This window comes from Streptomyces sp. NPDC102437, from assembly GCF_044765565.1.
Classification (GTDB): domain Bacteria; phylum Actinomycetota; class Actinomycetes; order Streptomycetales; family Streptomycetaceae; genus Streptomyces.
The window spans coordinates 1-17,305 of sequence record NZ_JBIWKI010000074.1 but is presented as its reverse complement, the minus strand read 5'-3'; the positions used below and the strand labels follow the sequence as shown (position 1 = coordinate 17,305).

The 17,305-nt window shown below is 71.7% G+C and carries 10 protein-coding genes; all 10 read right to left on the bottom strand.

All coding sequences use genetic code 11. The features are described from left to right. Window positions 1–151: 151 nt before the first annotated feature. Window positions 152–712 (bottom strand): acetolactate synthase small subunit, encoded by a 561-nt coding sequence (ilvN, locus tag ACIRJP_RS39760; RefSeq protein ID WP_404185668.1) that lies wholly within the window; start codon window positions 710–712, stop codon window positions 152–154. A gap of 14 nt (window positions 713–726) precedes the next feature. Further along, entirely contained in the window at window positions 727–2,616 is a 1,890-nt protein-coding gene (locus tag ACIRJP_RS39755; RefSeq protein WP_404185665.1) for an acetolactate synthase large subunit, read from the bottom strand. Between the two features lie 136 nt (window positions 2,617–2,752). Then, entirely contained in the window at window positions 2,753–3,529 is a 777-nt protein-coding gene (locus tag ACIRJP_RS39750) for a 4'-phosphopantetheinyl transferase family protein (RefSeq protein WP_404185662.1), read from the bottom strand. A 43-nt stretch (window positions 3,530–3,572) separates the two neighbouring features. Continuing rightward, on the bottom strand, window positions 3,573–4,865 hold the full coding sequence (locus ACIRJP_RS39745) for an MFS transporter (protein ID WP_404185659.1): 1,293 nt from the start codon (window positions 4,863–4,865) through the stop codon (window positions 3,573–3,575). After that, window positions 4,850–6,328, bottom strand: coding sequence for an argininosuccinate lyase (gene argH / locus ACIRJP_RS39740; protein WP_404185656.1), 1,479 nt, complete (start codon window positions 6,326–6,328; stop codon window positions 4,850–4,852). The genes ACIRJP_RS39745 and argH overlap by 16 nt, the downstream gene beginning before the upstream one ends. Further along, window positions 6,325–7,590, bottom strand: a complete 1,266-nt coding sequence (locus ACIRJP_RS39735) for an ATP-grasp domain-containing protein (protein ID WP_404185653.1) — start codon at window positions 7,588–7,590, stop codon at window positions 6,325–6,327. The genes argH and ACIRJP_RS39735 overlap by 4 nt, the downstream gene beginning before the upstream one ends. Then, complete coding sequence (locus ACIRJP_RS39730; RefSeq protein WP_404185650.1) at window positions 7,587–8,636, bottom strand: PLP-dependent cysteine synthase family protein; 1,050 nt, start codon at window positions 8,634–8,636, stop codon at window positions 7,587–7,589. The genes ACIRJP_RS39735 and ACIRJP_RS39730 overlap by 4 nt, the downstream gene beginning before the upstream one ends. Window position 8,637: 1 nt before the next feature. Then, window positions 8,638–9,555 carry a kinase gene (locus tag ACIRJP_RS39725; protein ID WP_404185647.1) on the bottom strand — a complete coding sequence of 306 codons (918 nt, stop codon included), beginning with the start codon at window positions 9,553–9,555 and terminating at the stop codon, window positions 8,638–8,640. A gap of 186 nt (window positions 9,556–9,741) precedes the next feature. Further along, window positions 9,742–16,827 (bottom strand): amino acid adenylation domain-containing protein, encoded by a 7,086-nt coding sequence (locus tag ACIRJP_RS39720; protein WP_404185644.1) that lies wholly within the window; start codon window positions 16,825–16,827, stop codon window positions 9,742–9,744. Next, window positions 16,824–17,305, bottom strand: a 482-nt coding sequence (locus tag ACIRJP_RS39715; RefSeq protein ID WP_404185641.1) for a phosphopantetheine-binding protein, incomplete at its 5' end; no start/stop codon positions are given. The genes ACIRJP_RS39715 and ACIRJP_RS39720, both read right to left, overlap by 4 nt.

Below are 17,305 nucleotides of genomic sequence, written 5' to 3'. Positions count from 1 at the left end.
CGTGACCCTGGCTGCCATAGCCGATGACCGCGACCTTACGGCCCTGGATGATGGACAGGTCGGCATCGTCGTCGTAGAACAGCTCGGCCACTGGGATTCTCCTTGATTGCTGGAACGTGAGGGTGTTCGGACAGGACTTGACGGACACGGGCTATGCGCTCTGCGCCTCGGTGGCGGCCGGGGTCAGGCGGATCGGACGGGCCTCGCGGGCGGAGCGGTCGGCCAGGGCGCGGGAGCCGCGGCCGATCGCGATCGCGCCGGACTGGACGAGCTCCTTGATGCCGAAGGTGGCGAGCATCCGGAGCATCGCGTCGAGCTTGTCGCCGGAGCCGGTCGCTTCGAGGGTGACGGCGTCGGGCGAGACGTCGACGGTTCTCGCGCGGAACAGTTCGGCGATCTGGATGATCTGGGACCGGGTGCCGTGGCCGGCGCTCACCTTCACCAGGACCAGTTCGCGCTGGACGGCACAGTCCGCCTCCAGCTCGACGATCTTGAGGACGTTGACCAGCTTGTTGAGCTGCTTGGTCACCTGCTCCAGGGCCAGTTCGTGGTCGACCCTGACGACGATGGTGATGCGGGACAGCTCGGGGTGTTCGGTGGTGCCGACCGCGAGCGAGTCGATGTTGAAGCCGCGGCGCGAGAACAGGGCGGCGACACGGGCGAGGATGCCGGGCGTGTCCTCGACCAGGACGGAGAGCGTGTGCTGGGACATGTCAGAGGGTCCTCTCAGTCGTCCGCGTAGTCGCCGAAGTCGGGGCGTACGTCGCGTGCGGCCATGATGTCGTCGTTGGAGGTGCCGGCAGGGACCATCGGCCACACCATCGCGTCCTCGTGGACGATGAAGTCCACCACGACGGGGCGGTCGTTGATCGCGTTGGCCTTGTCGATGATCGCGTCGAGCTCGTAGGGGTTCTCGCAGCGCAGGCCCACACAGCCCATCGCCTCGGAGAGCTGTACGAAGTCCGGGACCCGGGTGCCGTGATGGGTGGCGGATCCCACTCCGCGGGTCGATCCGGTGGTGGCGTTGGTGGCGCCGTCGTGCAGCACGGTGTTGGAGAACCGCGCACCGTAGAACAGGTTCTGCCACTGGCGGACCATCCCGAGCGCGCCGTTGTTGATGATCGCGACCTTGATCGGGATGTTGTTGAGCGCGCAGGTGACGAGTTCCTGGTTGGTCATCTGGAAGCAGCCGTCGCCGTCGATCGCCCAGACGGTGCGGTCGGGCATGCCGGCCTTGGCACCCATCGCGGCCGGGACCGCGTACCCCATCGTTCCGGCGCCGCCCGAGTTGAACCAGGTGCCCGGTTCCTCGTGCGGGAGGAACTGCGCCGCCCACATCTGGTGCTGCCCCACACCGGAGGCGAACAGCGTTCCTTCCGGGGCCAGTTGGCCGATCCGTTCGATGACCTGCTGTGGGGAGAGGAGTCCCAGGTCGGCAGGCAGTTCGTAGCCGCGCCGGTAGGTGGCCCGCCAGTGGTTCAGCTCCCGCCACCAGGCGTCGTAGTCGCCGGCACGGCCCTCGGTGTGCTCGGCCCTGACGGCCTGGACCAGGGCGAGCAGGACCTCGCGGGCGTCGCCGACGATCGGCACGTCGGCGAGACGGTTCTTGGAGATCTCGGCGGGGTCGATGTCTGCGTGGACGACCTTGGCGTGCGGGGCGAAGCCGTCCAGCCTGCCGGTTACGCGGTCGTCGAAGCGGGCCCCGAGGGCGACGATCAGGTCGGCCTTCTGGAGTGCGGCGACCGCTGCGACGTCCCCGTGCATGCCCGGCATCCCCACGTGCTGCGGGTGGCTGCCGGGGAAGGCGCCCAGCGCCATCAGGGTGGTGACCACGGGGGCCCCGGTCAGTTCGGCCAGGGTGCGCAGTTCGGCCGTGGCCCGTGCCTTGAGCACCCCGCCGCCGACGTAGAGGACCGGGCGGCTCGACGTGCTGATGAGGCGGGCGGCCTCGCGGATCTGCTTGGCGTGCGGCTTGGTGACCGGGCGGTAGCCGGGCAGGTCCGTCCTGGCCGGCCAGCGGAAGGTGGTGGTCGCCTGGAGAGCGTCCTTGGTGATGTCGATGAGCACCGGTCCGGGGCGGCCGGTCGCGGCGATGCGGAAGGCCTCGGCGACCGTGCGCGGGATGTCGTCGGCGTTCGTGACCAGGAAGTTGTGCTTGGTGATCGGCATGGTGATGCCGACGATGTCCGCCTCCTGGAAGGCGTCCGTGCCGATCGCCGCGGAGGAGACCTGGCCGGTGATGGCGACCAGCGGCACCGAGTCCATGTGCGCGTCCGCGATCGGGGTGACCAGGTTGGTGGCGCCCGGTCCCGAGGTCGCCATGCAGACCGCCACCTTGCCGGTGGCCTGTGCGTAGCCGGTGGCCGCGTGTCCGGCGCCCTGCTCGTGGCGGACCAGCACATGACGGACCCGGGTCGAGTCCATCATCGGGTCGTAGGCGGGCAGGATCGATCCGCCGGGAATGCCGAACACGGTTTCCGCGCCGGCCTCTTCGAGCGAGCGGATGAGGGACTGGGCGCCCGTCACGTGCTCGGCGCCGGTGTCGGGCTGCCCGGTGGTACGGGGCAGCCCTTGCGGGAGGAGGGCCGCGGGGGCCTGCTGCACAGCGTTTGACATCGTCAGTTCCAAAAGTCCGTAGGAGTGTTGGCGAGGACGTATCGGTGATCGGCAGCCGCGGCGGGAGCGGCCGGGTGGTGCGTGCCCGCCGCCGGGTGATCACCGAAACGGTGCACCCGGCGGACTCGATGGGTGGTCAGGGCGGGGTTCTCGCTGTCTGGAGGGCGTCGCAGTCGTGCCGTACGAGATCGAGGCCGGCGAGCCTGCGGACGAGCGGTCCTTCCACGGTCAGCTCGCCGCGTACCGCCACCGCCGCCGCGTAGCCCCGGTCCACCGGTACGTCGAGCAGGGTCCAGCCGGACGGCGGGTACGGCCCTTCGGGGCGCCCCGAGCCGACGTAGTCGAGCGCGGGGTCGCGTCCCAGGCCCGTGCCGAGACCCTTGAGGTAGGCCTCCTTCCGGGTCCACAGCCGGGCCAGGGCCCGGGGCCGGGCCGGCGGGCTCAGCGCCGCCAGTTCGGCCTGCTCGTCCACGTGCAGCATCGCCGCGAGGTCGGCGGTGCCGTCCTCGTCCGGCACCAGTTCCACATCGACCCCGATGGGGGCCGCCGCGGTTCCGACGACGGCGAGGTCGCCGCGGTGGGACAGCGAGAAGAACAGCCGGTCGTCGGCGTCGAGCACGGTGGGCCGGCCGTGCGGTCCGCCGCAGCAGGGGCAGGTGTCCCGGCCGAGGTGGACGTCCTCGGGGCGCAGGCTCAGGTACGAGCCGAGCAGCCGGCGAAGGGCGACATGCGCGGCCGTGAACCGGCTCCGGTCGGCGGCGTGCATGAGGGTGGCGGCACGTTGACGCTCGGTCGCGTCGAGTACCTGTTCGTCCAGGATGCCGAGGGGGACATCCGAGACCCTCAGGAGCCAGAGGTCGAGCGAGCCAGGGGGTGGCAGCTCACGGACGACCCACGGCAGGGTTTGTTCCACGGGGTCTCTCCTGTTCGTACGAGAGTGACAGGCGAGTCGGGTCTCACGGCGTGGCCGGCGCGACCGGGAGGTCCCGCCTTCGGCGCAGCGGCCCGATCAGGAGGAGCAGCGGTGTCAGGGCGAGTCCCGCGGTGAGCAGCCACAGGGTGGGCCGCAGACCGAGGGCGGTGCCGAGGATCCCGCCGAGCAGTGAACCGAAGGGAATGGCGCCGAAGTTCGCGACCGAGACACTGGCGGAGACGCGGCCGAGCAGCTGGGGCGGACAGTAGCGCTGGCGGAACGCCCCCTGGATCACGTTGGCGAGTACGACGCCGAGCGAGAGGACCGCGCTCCCGACCACCAGTGCGGACAGGGTCCAGTCCATCCGTGTCAGCGGGATGAGCAGGGCGAACGGGGCGCTGGCGATGGTGGCGACCAGCAGTCCGCGGGCCGATCCGAACCGTGCGATCAGGCGTTTCGCGGTGGTGGCTCCGAGGATCCCGCCGATGCTGCTCGACGCGAGGAGCCAGCCGGTCGCACCTTCGGGCACCCCGAGCTCACGGATGATGAAGACCGGCAGGATCGCCGCCTCGGCCGTCAGCAGCAGGTTGGTGGCGGTGCCGTACAGGGTGAGGACGCGCAGGTAGGGGTCCTTGAAGGTGTAGTGCAGGCCCTCCTTGATGTCCTGTCGCAGGGCCCGGTGCCGCTCGGGTTTCTCCGGGAGCGGTTCCTTGCTCCGGATGCCGAGCAGGCACAGCCCGGAGACGAGGAACGTCGCCGAGTTGACGAGGAGCCCGGAGGCGGCGCCGAAGGCCTGGGCTAGCAGGCCACCGCCGCCCAGCCCCGCGACCTGGGCCACCGACTCGCTGCCCTGAAGCTTGGCGTTGGCCTCCTGGAGGTCCTCGGGTACGACGATGGAGGGCAGGTAGACCTTGTACGAGATCCCGAAGAACACCGCGGCGAAGCCGTTGATCAGTGCCACGGCCAGCAGTTGGGTCATCGTCAGGACCCCGAGCCAGCCCGCCACCGGAACACTGGCGAGCAGCACCAGCGGGACCACGTTGCAGATCAGCATGATCGGCCGGCGTCGCATCCGGTCGACCCAGGCACCGGCAGGCAGGCCGATGAGCAGCCAGGGCAGCCAGGGGGCGGCCGCAAGCGCGCTCACCCAGAGCGTGCTCGCGTCGAGCGTCACCACGGCCACCAGGGGCATGGCGACCCCGGTGATGTTGATGCCGACGCGGTTGGTCGTCTCGCCGAGCCACAGCAGCCGGAAGTCATGGTGGCGGCGCAGTCCGCCGCGCGGCGGCGGCCGGTGCTCCTTGCCCGGTGCCCGTTCGGTCAGGCGGGCAGACACGATGCCACCGCCTCGGCCACGGCCCGTGAGAGCAGCGCGCCTGCGTCGGACCAGCGGGTGCGCCGCTCGGCCGACTCGGCCCTGAGGGCGTCCCGTCGGGCGTTCAGGGCGCGGATCCCGTCGGCCGTGGAGCCGGGTCCGCCGCCGTGGGCGCACGCCGCGGCCACCCGGTCGGGGGCCAGCCCGCCGTCGTCGACGGCGGCGAAGCGGGCCGCGTCCACCAGCGAACGGCCGGATTCCAGGGCGCCGAGCACGGTCTCTCCGACCAGGTGGTGCGCGGCCCGGAACGGTGTCCCGTCCAGGACGAGCCGTTCCGCCAGGTACGTGGCCGAGGTGAAGCCGTCCACGGCCCGCTCCGTCATGCGTTCGCGTTCCGGTTCGGTGCCCGCCACCACCAGGCTCAGCAGCGTCACCGCGTCGGTGGTGCTGCTCAGTCCGGGCCAGAGGTGCCGTACGGCCTCGGTGCCGACGGCGATGGCGTTGGTGTAGCCGCCGGTGGTCATCGCGGACGCCGCGCCGACGAAGGCGCCGAGGCTCGCGGTGGACCTGCCCTGGATGTGTTCGAGCAGGAACGGGTTGCGCTTCTGCGGCATCATCGAGCTGGATCCGACGAGAGTGTCGCCCACCCTCAGCAGCCCGAACTCCTCCGAGGTCCAGGTGCTCAGGTCCCGCCCGGCGCGGGCCAGCGCGACACCGAGTACGGCGGAGGCGGACAGCAGGTCCAGCACGAAGTCCCGGGAGGCCACCGCGTCGACGGAGTTGGGGGCGGCGGAGCCGAAGCCGAGCAGTTGTGCGGTGCGCCCGGGATCGATGGGGACGGACGTCCCGCCGATCGCGCCGGCGCCCAGCGGGTTGACGTCGATCTGGCGTCCGGCGTCCAGCAGCGACTCGTACGCGCGCAGCACCGCGCCGGCGACTCCGGCGAGGTAGTGGCCGTAGCTGATCGGCACGGCCGGCTGGCCGTGGGTGTAGGCCGGCATGATCACGTCGCGGTACTCCTCGGCCTTCGCCAGGAGCACCCCGGCCAGCCGGTCGACCGCGTCGAGCAGGGCCAGGTAGGGGCCGCGTGTCTTCAGCCGGGTGGTGGTGGCGTTGAGGTCGTTGCGGGACCGGCCGGTGTGCAGGATGCCGCCGGTCACCTCGCCCAGCTTCCCGATGAGGTGGCCCTCGTACGCCAGGTAGACGCCGCGCGGCATCGGGGTGGCCCTGACCGGTGCGAAGTCCTGTCCGCGCAGTTCCTCGACGGCGCGCAGCAGGGCGGCGGCCCGGTCGGCATCCACGATTCCGCGCTCGGTGAGCATGATCAGGTGGGCGCGGTCGACCTCGCTGATGCAGCGCAGCTCCTCGCCGAGCCCGTCCGCGGTGTCCGGCAGGTACTGGTCGTAGACGATGCGGTGCGCCTCGGCGTCGAGCGCGGCCTTGAGCCGGCCGGTGTCGACGCCGTGTGCCGTCGCTGCGGTCATGCGAATGCCTCCTGTGTGTGCAGGTCCGCGTAGGTCACGGCCTCGCCGAGCAGCGCCACGGCCCGGTCTGCGGCCTCGGCCGCCCGTACCGAGCGGTCGGCGACGGCGATGGCGTGGCCGACGCGGCCCCGGAAGTCCTCGGCGGGACCGACGGGTTCGCCCGGGGCCCGGTAGAGCACCGCCTCGACGGCGCCCGGGACCGTGCGGGCCCTTGCCGCGGCTTCGGCCAGAGCGGCGGAACGGGCGACGATGCCGTCCTGTTCCGCGGTGAGGAAGCGGATCGAGGCGCGGGCGTATCCGGTGCGTTCCAGCTCGGGAACGGTGCCGAGGGCGGCCAGCACCTGGGCGCGGACCAGGTCGATCCCGCAGGCCCTGCGGACCAGTTCGGGGATCATTCCGCCGGCCAGCCTGGGATTGACCTCGATGACCTGGGCGGTCCGGGGTCCGGTCAGACGGAGCTCCACATGGGCGGCTCCCCAGCCGAGGCCGAGCGCCCGCACGGCGCGTACCGCGGACTCGCGCAGGGCGATCTCCTGTTCGCCGGGCAGGGCGGCCGGCACGTCGTGGCCGATCTCGACGAAGACCGGCAGCGCGCCGACGTGCTTGGCGACGGTGACGACGGCGTCGGTGGCGAACACCTCGACGGAGTACTCCGGGCCGGTCAGGTACTCCTCGACCAGGATCCGGCTCGGTGCGGCGATGCCCCGTTCGTTGACGGTGGCGGCGAGCAGCGTCGCGGCGTGCTCGGCGACCTGGTCGAGGTCGGTGCAGAGCCGTACGCCCAGACTCCCCGACCCCTGCACCGGTTTGACCACCACGGGCAGTCCGATGGAGCGGGCCGCGGCGAGTGCCTCGGCGACCTCGCCGACGACGGCGAAGTCCGGCGATCCGACGCCCGCGTCGGTGAGCATCCGGCGCTGTTCGGCCTTGTCGCGGCAGGCACGGACGGCTTCGGCCGAGGGGCCGGGCAGTCCGAGCCGGTACGCGAGGGCGGCGGCGGTCGGCACGTAGTACTCGGAGCTGGTCAGGACGCCCGCGATGGTGGCGCCGTCCTCCAAAGCACGGACGGCCGCCCACAGCGCGGTCTCGTCACAGGTGTCCACGACGACGGTCCGCAGCCGGTCCTCGGCGGCGTACGGGTAGCGGTCCGGGTCCGCGCACAGCAGCACGGGCACCACACCCAGCTCGGCCGCGCGCCTGGCGAACAGCCGTCCCGTACCGGTGGTGTTGCTCTCCACCAGGAGCAGCAGGCGCTCGCTCATGAGCCGACCCCCGGCATCACCACGTCGTCGAAGCCGCGGCGGGCCCACAGCAGCCTGGACCAGGCGGCGGTGGCGTCCAGCGGGTGCTCGACGGTGAGCGGGCCGCCGGTGGCAGGGGCGGGGACGATCCCCTGCCCGCGCAGCCAGTTGTCGTTGTAGACGGTGGACTGGTAGCGGTAGCCCTCGTCGGGGAGCACCATCACGACGGTGCTCGCCGGGTTCTGCTCGGCCCACCACGACGCCACCTGGAAGGAGGCGCCGCTGGTCGGGCCCATGAACAGGCCGTGTGCGCGGTAGAGCTCGTGGGTGGCGTGGAAGGCCTCGGGGGCCGTGACCCAGTGGACCTCGTCGTACGCGGCGTGCTTGACGTTGCCGGGGTGGATGCTGCTGCCGAGCCCGCGCAGCATGCGGGGTCCGTCCGGGCTGCCGAAGATGATGCTGCCCTGGGTGTCGACGCCGACCAGATGCAGTGCGGGGCCGGTCTGGCGCAGCGCGGCGGCGAGTCCACCGGTGGAGCCGCCCGAACCGACCGGGCCGACCAGGCAGTCCACGGTGCCGACGGTGTTGCCGATCAGGTCGGCGACGATGCCGTACGCGCCCGGGTTGTCGGGGTTGTCGTACTGGCCGGGGACGAAGGCGTCCGGGTGCTGCCGGCGCAGCTCGGCCACGCGGGCGAGCCTGGCGCCCTGGATGCCGCCGGGCTGGCCGGTGTGCTCGACGATCTCCACCGTCGTGCCGAGCATTTCGAGCCGGGTGCGCAGGTCCCGGTCGATCGCCGAGTCGCCGACGATGGTCAGCGGGTAGCCGCGCAGGCGGCAGACCATGGCCAGACCCAGGGCGAAGGTGCCGGAGGAGGTCTCGATGATCCGGGTGCCCGGGGAGATCAGGCCGGCGGCCTCGGCGCGGTCGAGTATGTAGCGGGCGGGCAGCAGCTTCATCAGGCTGAAGGCCGCCGCGTAGAGGTTGTCCGTCACCTTGATGATGCGTGGCAGCTCCGTCGCCTCCACGATCGAGGAGTGAGCCTTGGGGAGGGTCGTCGTCGTCATGTCAGTCACCCGTTGTGTAGTTCCACTGCTCGTGAATTCCGAGCTCTTGCAGGAGGTCCTGGGCCAGGCCGGTCCGCGCCTCGACCTCGGGGTCGTCCCGGTCGAAGAGGAGGCCGGCGATGTCCCCGCTGTGTGCCGCCTGTACGCCGACGGCCCCGGTGGTCCGCGCGATGTCCCGGATGCGGTCGAGGTCCGGGATCGGCAGATGACGCTGGTTGATCTCCGTGCTGGCCGTGGCCACGGAGCCGAGCAGGGCCACGTCCTTCATCTGGATGGCCTCCCGGAGCATGGCCTGCAGCCGGGTGAAGAGGTCGATCTCGTCCTGCCCGTAGCGGGCCGGCGAGAGGGTCAGTGTGTCCACGCCCCGCCCGCCGCTCTCGGGGCGTGAGCCGAAGCCGAGGACCCGCAGGGCCGGCATCCGGTAGCCGAAGTCCTCGATGACCGTGCCCTCGCGCTGGGCGAACAGGACGGTGGATTCCTCGAACATGAGGGAGTCGGAGGCGGTCTCCGCGCGGACCGCGATCCGGGCGACGTCCTGCGGCGGCAGCGGGCTGACGAAGGCGTCCTTCACCGCCCAGATGGCCGCGAGCACATCGCTCGTGGAGGAGCCGAAGCCCCGGCACAGCGGTACGTCGCCGGTGAGGTCGAGGTGACCGCCCGGCAGTTCGGCGCCCGGCGGCGTCACGGCGCGTACCGCGAGTTCCGCCGCGCGCCGGGCCTTGCCCTTCCAGTCCGGCGTCACGGTGACCTCGGCGCCGGGAGCGGGGATGAAGGTCGCGCGGGTCGCGTGAATGGTGCAGGGAAGTGTGACGAGACCTCGGGTGAGCCCGCCGTCGCCGGTGAACACGCCTTGCAGGATCTCGCCGTGGTGGACGGGGGCTGAAGCTAACCCGACACGCCAGCCGGAATGATCAACCATTTCCTTGACTTTCTGTCGCCGGGAGCCGTGGCCTGCGGATGGCTTCACGCTATGCAGGCCGGAACCTGCCGCCCGGCGGCATGAGCGGCAGCCCGCGGGCAATTGGAGGCCCGGGGGCGGCTGCGCACGCGAAGGTGCCCGGGTCCGCCGGCGTGGCGGACCCGGGCACCCGGGTGTGGCTCTGAGTCAGTGGCGCGCTCCTCGCAACTCCTCGGCCAGCACCTTTCCGATCTCGCGCAGTGGCTCGGCCGTGGTCATGTCCCAGTGCTCGCAGTCGATGTCGTGCTCCTCGACCCGGCCCGTGACATGGGGTGCCCAGGCGTCGGCGCCGTCGGCCGCGGCGGGGGTGCGGGCGGCGTTGAAGAACACCGCGTCGCCGCCGAACCGCCGCCGGGGCACGTACCGGTAGCGCATCTCCAGATTGCCCGCCGTGGCGGTCACGACCGCCGCGGCCTGGTCCGGGTCCAGGGCGCCCAGGATCGCGTCCTCGGCGCGCAGCACGGCGGCCAGCTCCCCGGCGTCCGGGGCGGTGTCGGCGCAGCGTACGTCGATTTCGGCGCCGCGGCCGCCGAGCAGGGCGGTCAGCACCTCCCGCCCGGTGATGGCGGGTGGCCGGAATCCGTCGGGCAGCGGATAGGAGTCGAGCAGCGCCAGCAGGGCCACCTCCTCGCCCTGCGCCTCCAGTCCGGCCGCGATCGCGTGGGCGACCAGTCCGCCGAACGACCAGCCGATCAGGTGGTACGGGCCGTGCGGCTGGACCGAGCGGATCTCGGCCACGTAGCCGTCCGCCATCTCCTCGATGCCGGCCGGCCGGTCCGACGGACTGGTCAACTCCTTCGCCTGCAGCCCGATCAGCGGCCGCCGACCGCCGATGTGCCGGAGCAGTCCGGCGTACGACCAGCTCATCCCGGAGACCGCGTGGACGCAGAACAGCGGGGCCCCTGTGTCGGTGGCGGACGCGGCCCGGATCGGCAGCAGCGTCTCCATCGGGTCGCCGCCCGTGTTCGTGGCGATGTGTTCTGCGAGCAGTACGGGGGTCGGGTACTGGAACAGGTCCCGGATGGTGACGCGGGTGTCCCAGATGGAGCGGATCCGGCCGATCAGCCGGGTCGCGAGCAGCGAGTGGCCGCCCAGTTGGAAGAAGTGGTCGTCGATGGTGACCGAGGTCAGCCCCAGCACGTCCGCGAAGAGACCGCAGAGCACTTCCTCCGCCGGGGTGCGGGGCTCACGGCCACCGGCGGTGTCGGCCTGCGGCGGTTCGGGCAGTGCCCGGCGGTCGAGCTTGCCGTTGACCGTCAGGGGCAGCGCCTCCAGCGGCACGAACGTGGCCGGAACCATGTACTCGGGCAGGGCCGCGACCGCGTGCCGGCGCAGCTCGGGAAGGTCCGGCCGACTGCCTTCGGTGGGCACCACGTACGCCACCAGCCGTTTGTCGCCGGGCCGGTCCTCGCGGATCAGCACCGTCACCTGGGCGAGGGTGGAGTGCCGCAGCAGCGCCGATTCGATCTCACCCGGCTCGATGCGGAATCCCCGCAGCTTGATCTGCTGGTCGGCCCGGCCGAAATACTCCAGCGCGCCGTCCTGGCTCCAGCGGGCCAGGTCGCCGGTCCGGTACATCCGCGAGCCGGGGGCGCCGTGGGGGTCGGCGACGAACCGTTCGGCGCTCAGTGCGGGCTGTCCGATGTAGCCATGGGCGAGGCCGTGTCCGGCCACGTAGAGCTCGCCGGGGACGCCCGGTGGCAGCATCCGGAGGTTCTCGTCCAGGACGTAGGCGTGCTTGCCGGCGATCGGCCGTCCGATCGGGATGGCGGGCGCCGGTCCGGTGAGGGTGTGGGTGGTGGTGAAGCCCATGCTCTCGGCCGGTCCGTAGCCGTTGACGAGGTGGAGGTGGGGGTGGTCGGCCAGTGCCTTGGCGGTGTGGGCGGGCGAGGCCGCCTCACCGGCGGTCATGGCCTCCTTGATCCGGGAGAAGACCGCCGGGTGCTCGTCGAGCATGTGGTTGAACAGGCTCGCCGACATCTGCAGGGTGGTGATGGCGTGCCGCTCCACCAGCTCCGCGATCTGGTGCGGGTCGGTGTGCTGGCCGGGCTGGAGGACGCAGACGCCGCCGTGCAGGAGCGGTCCGAAGACCTCCAGGGCGAAGGCGTCCCAGGACACCGGCGAGCTCTGCAGACAGGTCTGCCCGGGGCCGAAGTCCAGGTAGTCGGGGCCGATGAACGTGGCGGCCAGCGCCCGGTGCGAGGCCGCGACGCCCTTGGGGACGCCGGTCGATCCGGAGGTGAACATCACGCAGGCGATGGACTCCGGGTGCCCGCCCGTCTCCACGGGTGTGCCCGGCAGGGTGGTGATCGCGGGTATCTCCGCGGTGAGGTCGATCAGGGTGGCCGTGGTCGTCAGGGCGGTCAGGTGGGCCTGGGTGACCAGCGCCGCCGGGCCGGTCTGCCCGAGTACGGTGTTCAGCCGGTCGGCCGGGAACTGCGGGTCGAGCAGGGTGTATCCGGCCCCGGCCTTCAGGGCGGCGAGCAGTGCGGCGATGAGCTGCGGGGACCGCTCCAGGTGGATGGCGACGATACTGCCCGGGGTGACGCCGCGGGCGGTCAGGTGGCGGGCCAGCCGGTTGGACCAGATGTCCAGCTCCTCGTACGTCACCTGCTGTTCCTCGTGGATCAGCGCCACCTGGTGCGGGCTGCGGGCGGCCTGCGCCGTGAACAACGCGTCGAGCCCGAGTCCGGGCGCCGAGGTCCGGGCGCCGCTCCACTCCCGCAGCCGCGCCCGCTCCGGCCCGGACACCATCTCCAGCTCCGCGAGGGGCAGATCGGGGGTGGCGACCGCTCCGGTGAGGAGCCGTACCAGGCGGTCCGCGGCGGCCTCGACGGTGCGTGCGTCGTACAGGTCGGTGGTGTACTCGATCATGATGTCGAGGCCGTCGGGCCGGCCGTCGGCGGCGCGGTTCTCGGCGAACGCGAAGGTGAGGTCGAACTTCGCGACGGAGACCGGCGGGATGGCGAACTCGCTCTCCAGCCCGGCGAGCCGGGGCGCTTCGTCGCTGGTGTCGCCGACGGTGAGCATGACCTGGAAGAGGGGGTGCCGGGCGGTGGTGCGCTCGGGGTTGAGGGCTTCGACCAGCCGGTCGAACGGCAGGTCCTGGTGGCTCCAGGCGGCGAGGTCGGTCTCCCTGACGCGGGTGAGCAGTTCGCGGAAGCTCGGGTCGCCGCTGGTGTCGGTGCGCAGGACGAGGGTGTTGACGAAGAAGCCGACGAGGTCGTCGAGCTTCTGGTCGGTGCGGCCGGCGACGGGTGAGCCGAGTGGGATGTCGTGCCCGGCGCCGGAGCGGGACAGCAGGGTCGCCACGGCCGCCTGGGCCACCATGAACAGGGTGGTCCCGGTGTCCTGGGCCAGCGACATCAGGGCGGTGTGCAGTTGGGCGGGGCAGTGCACGGCGTGTGTGCGGCCCCGGTTGGAGGCGACGGCGGGGCGGGCGTGGTCGGCGGGCAGGGTGGCTTCCTCCGGCAGGTCGGCCAGCACCCCGCGCCAGTGGTCGAGCTGGCGGTCCTCGTCCCGCTCCAGGATTCGCTGCTGCCAGAGGGAGTAGTCGGCGTACTGGACCGGCAGCGGCTCCCACGCGGGGGCGGTGCCCTCGGTGCGGGCGGCGTAGGCGGTGGCCAGGTCGCGGAAGAGGGGGCCGTTGGACCAGCCGTCGGAGGCGATGTGGTGGATCACCAGCATGAGGACGTGGTCCTCGGCGCCGAGCCTCAGCAGCTGGGCCCGGACGGGGAGTTCGGATGCCAGGTCGAAGGTCTGGCCGGCCAGGTCGGCCAACCGCCCGGTGAGTTCCTCCTCGGTGGTGGCGACCAGGGGCAGTTCGGTGGTGGTCGGGGGCAGGATGTGCTGGTGAGGGGTGCCCTCATGGGTGGGGAAGACGGTGCGCAGGCCTTCGTGGCGGGTGGTTACGTCGGTGAGGGAGAGCTGGAGCGCCTGGTGGTCGAGGGGGCCCTTGAGGCGCAGGGCGAGGGGGATGTTGTAGGTGGCGGACGGGCCCTCCATCTGGTCGAGGAACCAGAGCCGCTGCTGCGCGGACGACAGCGGGACGATCTCCGGCCGCTCCTCGGCCGTCAGCGCCGGCCGCCGTTCCCCACTGCCCTCGGCCGCGATCCGCTCGGCCAGCTGCGCGACCGTGGCGTACTGGAACAGGTCCCGGATGGTGATCTCGGTTTCCCACACCGCCCGGATGCGGCTGATGAGGCGGGTGGCGAGCAGGGAGTGCCCGCCGCGCCGGAAGAAGTGGTCGTCGGTGGTGACCGACGGCAGTCCGAGCACGGCCGCGAAGAGGCCGCACAGTACTTCCTCGGCGGGCGTGCGGGGCGCACGGCCGCCGGTGTCGGCGAGTTGCTGGGGTGCGGGCAGGGCGCGACGGTCGACCTTGCCGTTGGTCGTGAGCGGGATCTCGTCCAGTACGACGAAGGCGGACGGGACCATGTACTCGGGCAGTGCGCCGGAGATCTCGCGGTGCACCGCGTCGGTGTCGATCCTGGCGCCTTCGGCGGCGACGAGGTAGGCGGCGAGCCGCTTGTCACCGGGCCGGTCCTCGCGGACCACGACGGTCGCCTGCCCCACCGCCTCCCGGCCGGTCAACGCGCTCTCGATCTCACCGAGTTCGATGCGGAAGCCGCGGAGTTTGACCTGCTGGTCGGCACGGCCCAGGTATTCGAGGGAACCTTCGAGGTTCCACCGGACCAGGTCACCCGTCCGGTACATCCGGGTGCCGGCCGGGCCGTACGGGTCGGCCACGAAGCGGTCGGCGGTCAGCGAGGCGCGGTTGAGATAGCCCTGCGCCAGCCCGGCGCCGGCGATGTACAGCTCACCGGGGGCACCCGGCGGAACCAGCCGCAGTGCGGCGTCGAGTACGTGGAGCCGGTGGTTGTCGAGCGGTGCACCGATCGGGATGGCGCCCGCGTAGTCGAGCGGCCGGTGGATGCGGTGGGTGGTCGCGAAGGTGGTGGTCTCGGTCGGTCCGTAACCGTTGACGACTGTGGTGTCCGGGCAGTGGTCCATGACGCGGCGCACCGCCTCGGGCGGGACGACGTCTCCTCCGGCCCACACCTCTTGGACCCCGGCGAACGCCCCGGGCGCCTCCTCCGCCATGACGCGGAAGAGACCCGCGGTCATCCAAAGGGCGGTGACCCGGTGCTCGGTGAGCAGCCGTCGGTAGTCGGCGGGGGCGAGATGGCCGCGCGGTGCCACCACGACGGTGCCGCCGTTCAGCCACGGCACCCAGATCTCGTACGTCGACGCGTCGAAGGCGGCCGGCGAGTGGAACAGCACGCGCCGGTGGTTGCCGTTGGCGTACATGGTCTGCGCGGCCAGGTCCGCGACGTTGCGGTGGGTGACCGCGACGCCCTTCGGCACCCCCGTCGAACCCGAGGTGAACATCGCGTACACCGGCTGGTCGGGGTGGATGGACCGGGTGGGGGCGGTGGCGGGCAGCCCGGCCAGGTCGGTGGCGTCGCCCAGCACGATGACCCGCGCGTCGGCGTCCAGAACGACCTGGTGGTCCGAGAGGGCCTGGTCGGTGAGGACGACCGGTGCCCGGGTGTCGGACAGGATCTGGACGAGGCGGCTGTCGGGGTCGGTGGTGTTCAGCGGGGCGTACACGGCACCGGCCTTGACCACGGCGAGCAGCGCGGTGAGCAGGTCGGTCGAGCGCTCCATGAGGACGGCGACCACGTCGTGCCGCCCGACTCCGGCGTTGATGAGGTGGTGGGCCAGCCGGTTGGTGACCTCGTCGAGTTCGGCGAACGTCAGAGCGCGGTCCTCGTCCACCAGCGCTGTCGCGTCCGGGGTCCGGGCGGCCTGCGCGGCGAACAGTTCCGCCAGGCTAATGTCGCAGGTGCCGGTGGCGGTGCCGCTCCGCTCCTCCAGGAGCAGTCGCCGCTCGTGTTCACCGAGCAGGTCGAGGACGGACAGCGGGGTGTCGGGCGAGGTGACCACGGCTTCCAGCAGCCGGTTCAGCCTGGCCATGAGGGCGTCGATCGTCCGGGCGTCGTAGAGGTCGGTGGCGTACTCGATGGTGATGTCCAGACCGTCCGGACGGCCGTCGCGGGTGCGGTGCTCGGCGAAGCCGAACGTCAGGTCGAACTTGGCGATCTGCAGGGCGCTGTACTCGGTGCGGGCGTCGAGCCCCGGGAACCCGATGACGTCGGACCCGGCCTCGCCCATGGTGAGCATCACCTGGAAGAGCGGGTGGCGAGAGGCCGAGCGCTCGGGGTTCAGCACCTCTACCAGCCGGTCGAAGGGCAGGTCCTGGTTGTCCCAGGCCGCCAGGTCCGTCCTGCGTACCCGGGAGAGCAGGTCGCGGAAGCTCGGGTCACCGCTCAGGTCGGTGCGCAGTACCAGGGTGTTGACGAAGAAGCCGACCAGGCCGTCGAGCGCCTCGTCGATGCGGCCCGACACCGGGGAGCCGATCGGGATGTCGGAGCCGGCGCCGGAGCGGGACAGGGCGGTCGCCACGGCGGCCTGGACCGCCATGAACAGGGTGGCGCCGGATTCCCGCGCGAGGTGGGTCAGGCCGATGTGGGTCTCGGCGGGCAGGTGGACGTCGCAGGTGGCGCCGGTGTACGAGGCGGAGGCCGGGCGTGGACGGTCGGCCGGAAGCGTGGCCTCCTCCGGCAGCTCCGTCAACGTCTTGCGCCAGAAGTCCAGTTGCCGCGCCCCGGCGCTGTCCGGGTCGTCGCCCTCGCCGAGCAGTTCCTGCTGCCAGAGGGTGTAGTCGGCGTACTGGACCGGGAGCGGCTCCCACGCGGGGGCGGCGCCCCTGGCTCGTGCCTCATAGGCGGTGGCGAGGTCCTGGAGCAGCGGCGCCGTCGAGCCGCCGTCCGACACGATGTGGTGCATCACGATGAGCAGGACATGCTCCTGCTCGCCGAGGGCTATCAGCCGGGCCCGGATCGGCAGGTCCACCGCGAGGTGGAAGACCTGGGCGGACTCCTCGGCGAGCACGGCCGGCAACGTCGCGGCGTCGGCCGGGACGACCCGGAGCGGGAGCTCCACGTTCTCCTCGGCGAGGATGTGCTGATACGGGGTGCCGTCCTGGTCGGGGAAGAGGGTGCGCAGGCTCTCGTGTCTGCCGACCAGGTCCAGAAGTGCCGACTGGAGGGCCGGGCGGTCGAGTTCGCCGTTGAGGCGCACGGCGAGCGGGATGTTGTAGGTGGTCGACGGCCCTTCCATCTGGGCGATGAACCACAGCCGCTGCTGGGCGAATGACAGGGGAATCACTTGGTCACTCCCATCCGGCGCATCGGCCGAAGTCTGGGCCGTGCGGCCGCGGCGCCGTCGAGCTTCTCGACGAGCGTGGCCACGATCGGGTTTTCGAAGAGGGTCGCGACGGTGAGTTCGACCCCGAGTACGGTGCGGATCCGGCCGACGAGCCGGGTGGCGAGGAGCGAGTGCCCGCCGAGGTTGAAGAAGTGGTCGTCGATGGTGACCGAGGGCAGGCCCAGAATCTCCGCGAAGAGGCCGCAGAGGACTTCTTCCTTTGCGGTGCGCGGTGCGCGCCCGGTGGCTTCGTTTCCGAACTGCGGGGCGGGCAGGGCGCGTCGGTCGACCTTGCCGTTGACGGTGAGCGGGATCTCGTCCAGGACGACGAAGGCGGACGGGATCATGTACTCCGGGAGCGTGCCGGAGATCTCGCGGCGCACCGCGTCGGTGTCGATCCTGGCGCCTTCGGCGGCGACGAGGTAGGCGGCGAGCCGCT

Excerpts from the sequence above, each read along its gene's own strand:
- ACIRJP_RS39730 (WP_404185650.1), bottom strand. The coding sequence starts at position 8,636 with ATGACGACGACGACCCTCCCCAAGGCTCACTCCTCGATCGTGGAGGCG.
- argH (WP_404185656.1), bottom strand. The coding sequence starts at position 6,328 with ATGACCGCAGCGACGGCACACGGCGTCGACACCGGCCGGCTCAAGGCC.
- ilvN (WP_404185668.1), bottom strand. The coding sequence starts at position 712 with ATGTCCCAGCACACGCTCTCCGTCCTGGTCGAGGACACGCCCGGCATC.
- ACIRJP_RS39735 (WP_404185653.1), bottom strand. The coding sequence starts at position 7,590 with ATGAGCGAGCGCCTGCTGCTCCTGGTGGAGAGCAACACCACCGGTACG.
- ACIRJP_RS39755 (WP_404185665.1), bottom strand. The coding sequence starts at position 2,616 with ATGTCAAACGCTGTGCAGCAGGCCCCCGCGGCCCTCCTCCCGCAAGGG.
- ACIRJP_RS39725 (WP_404185647.1), bottom strand. The coding sequence starts at position 9,555 with ATGGTTGATCATTCCGGCTGGCGTGTCGGGTTAGCTTCAGCCCCCGTC.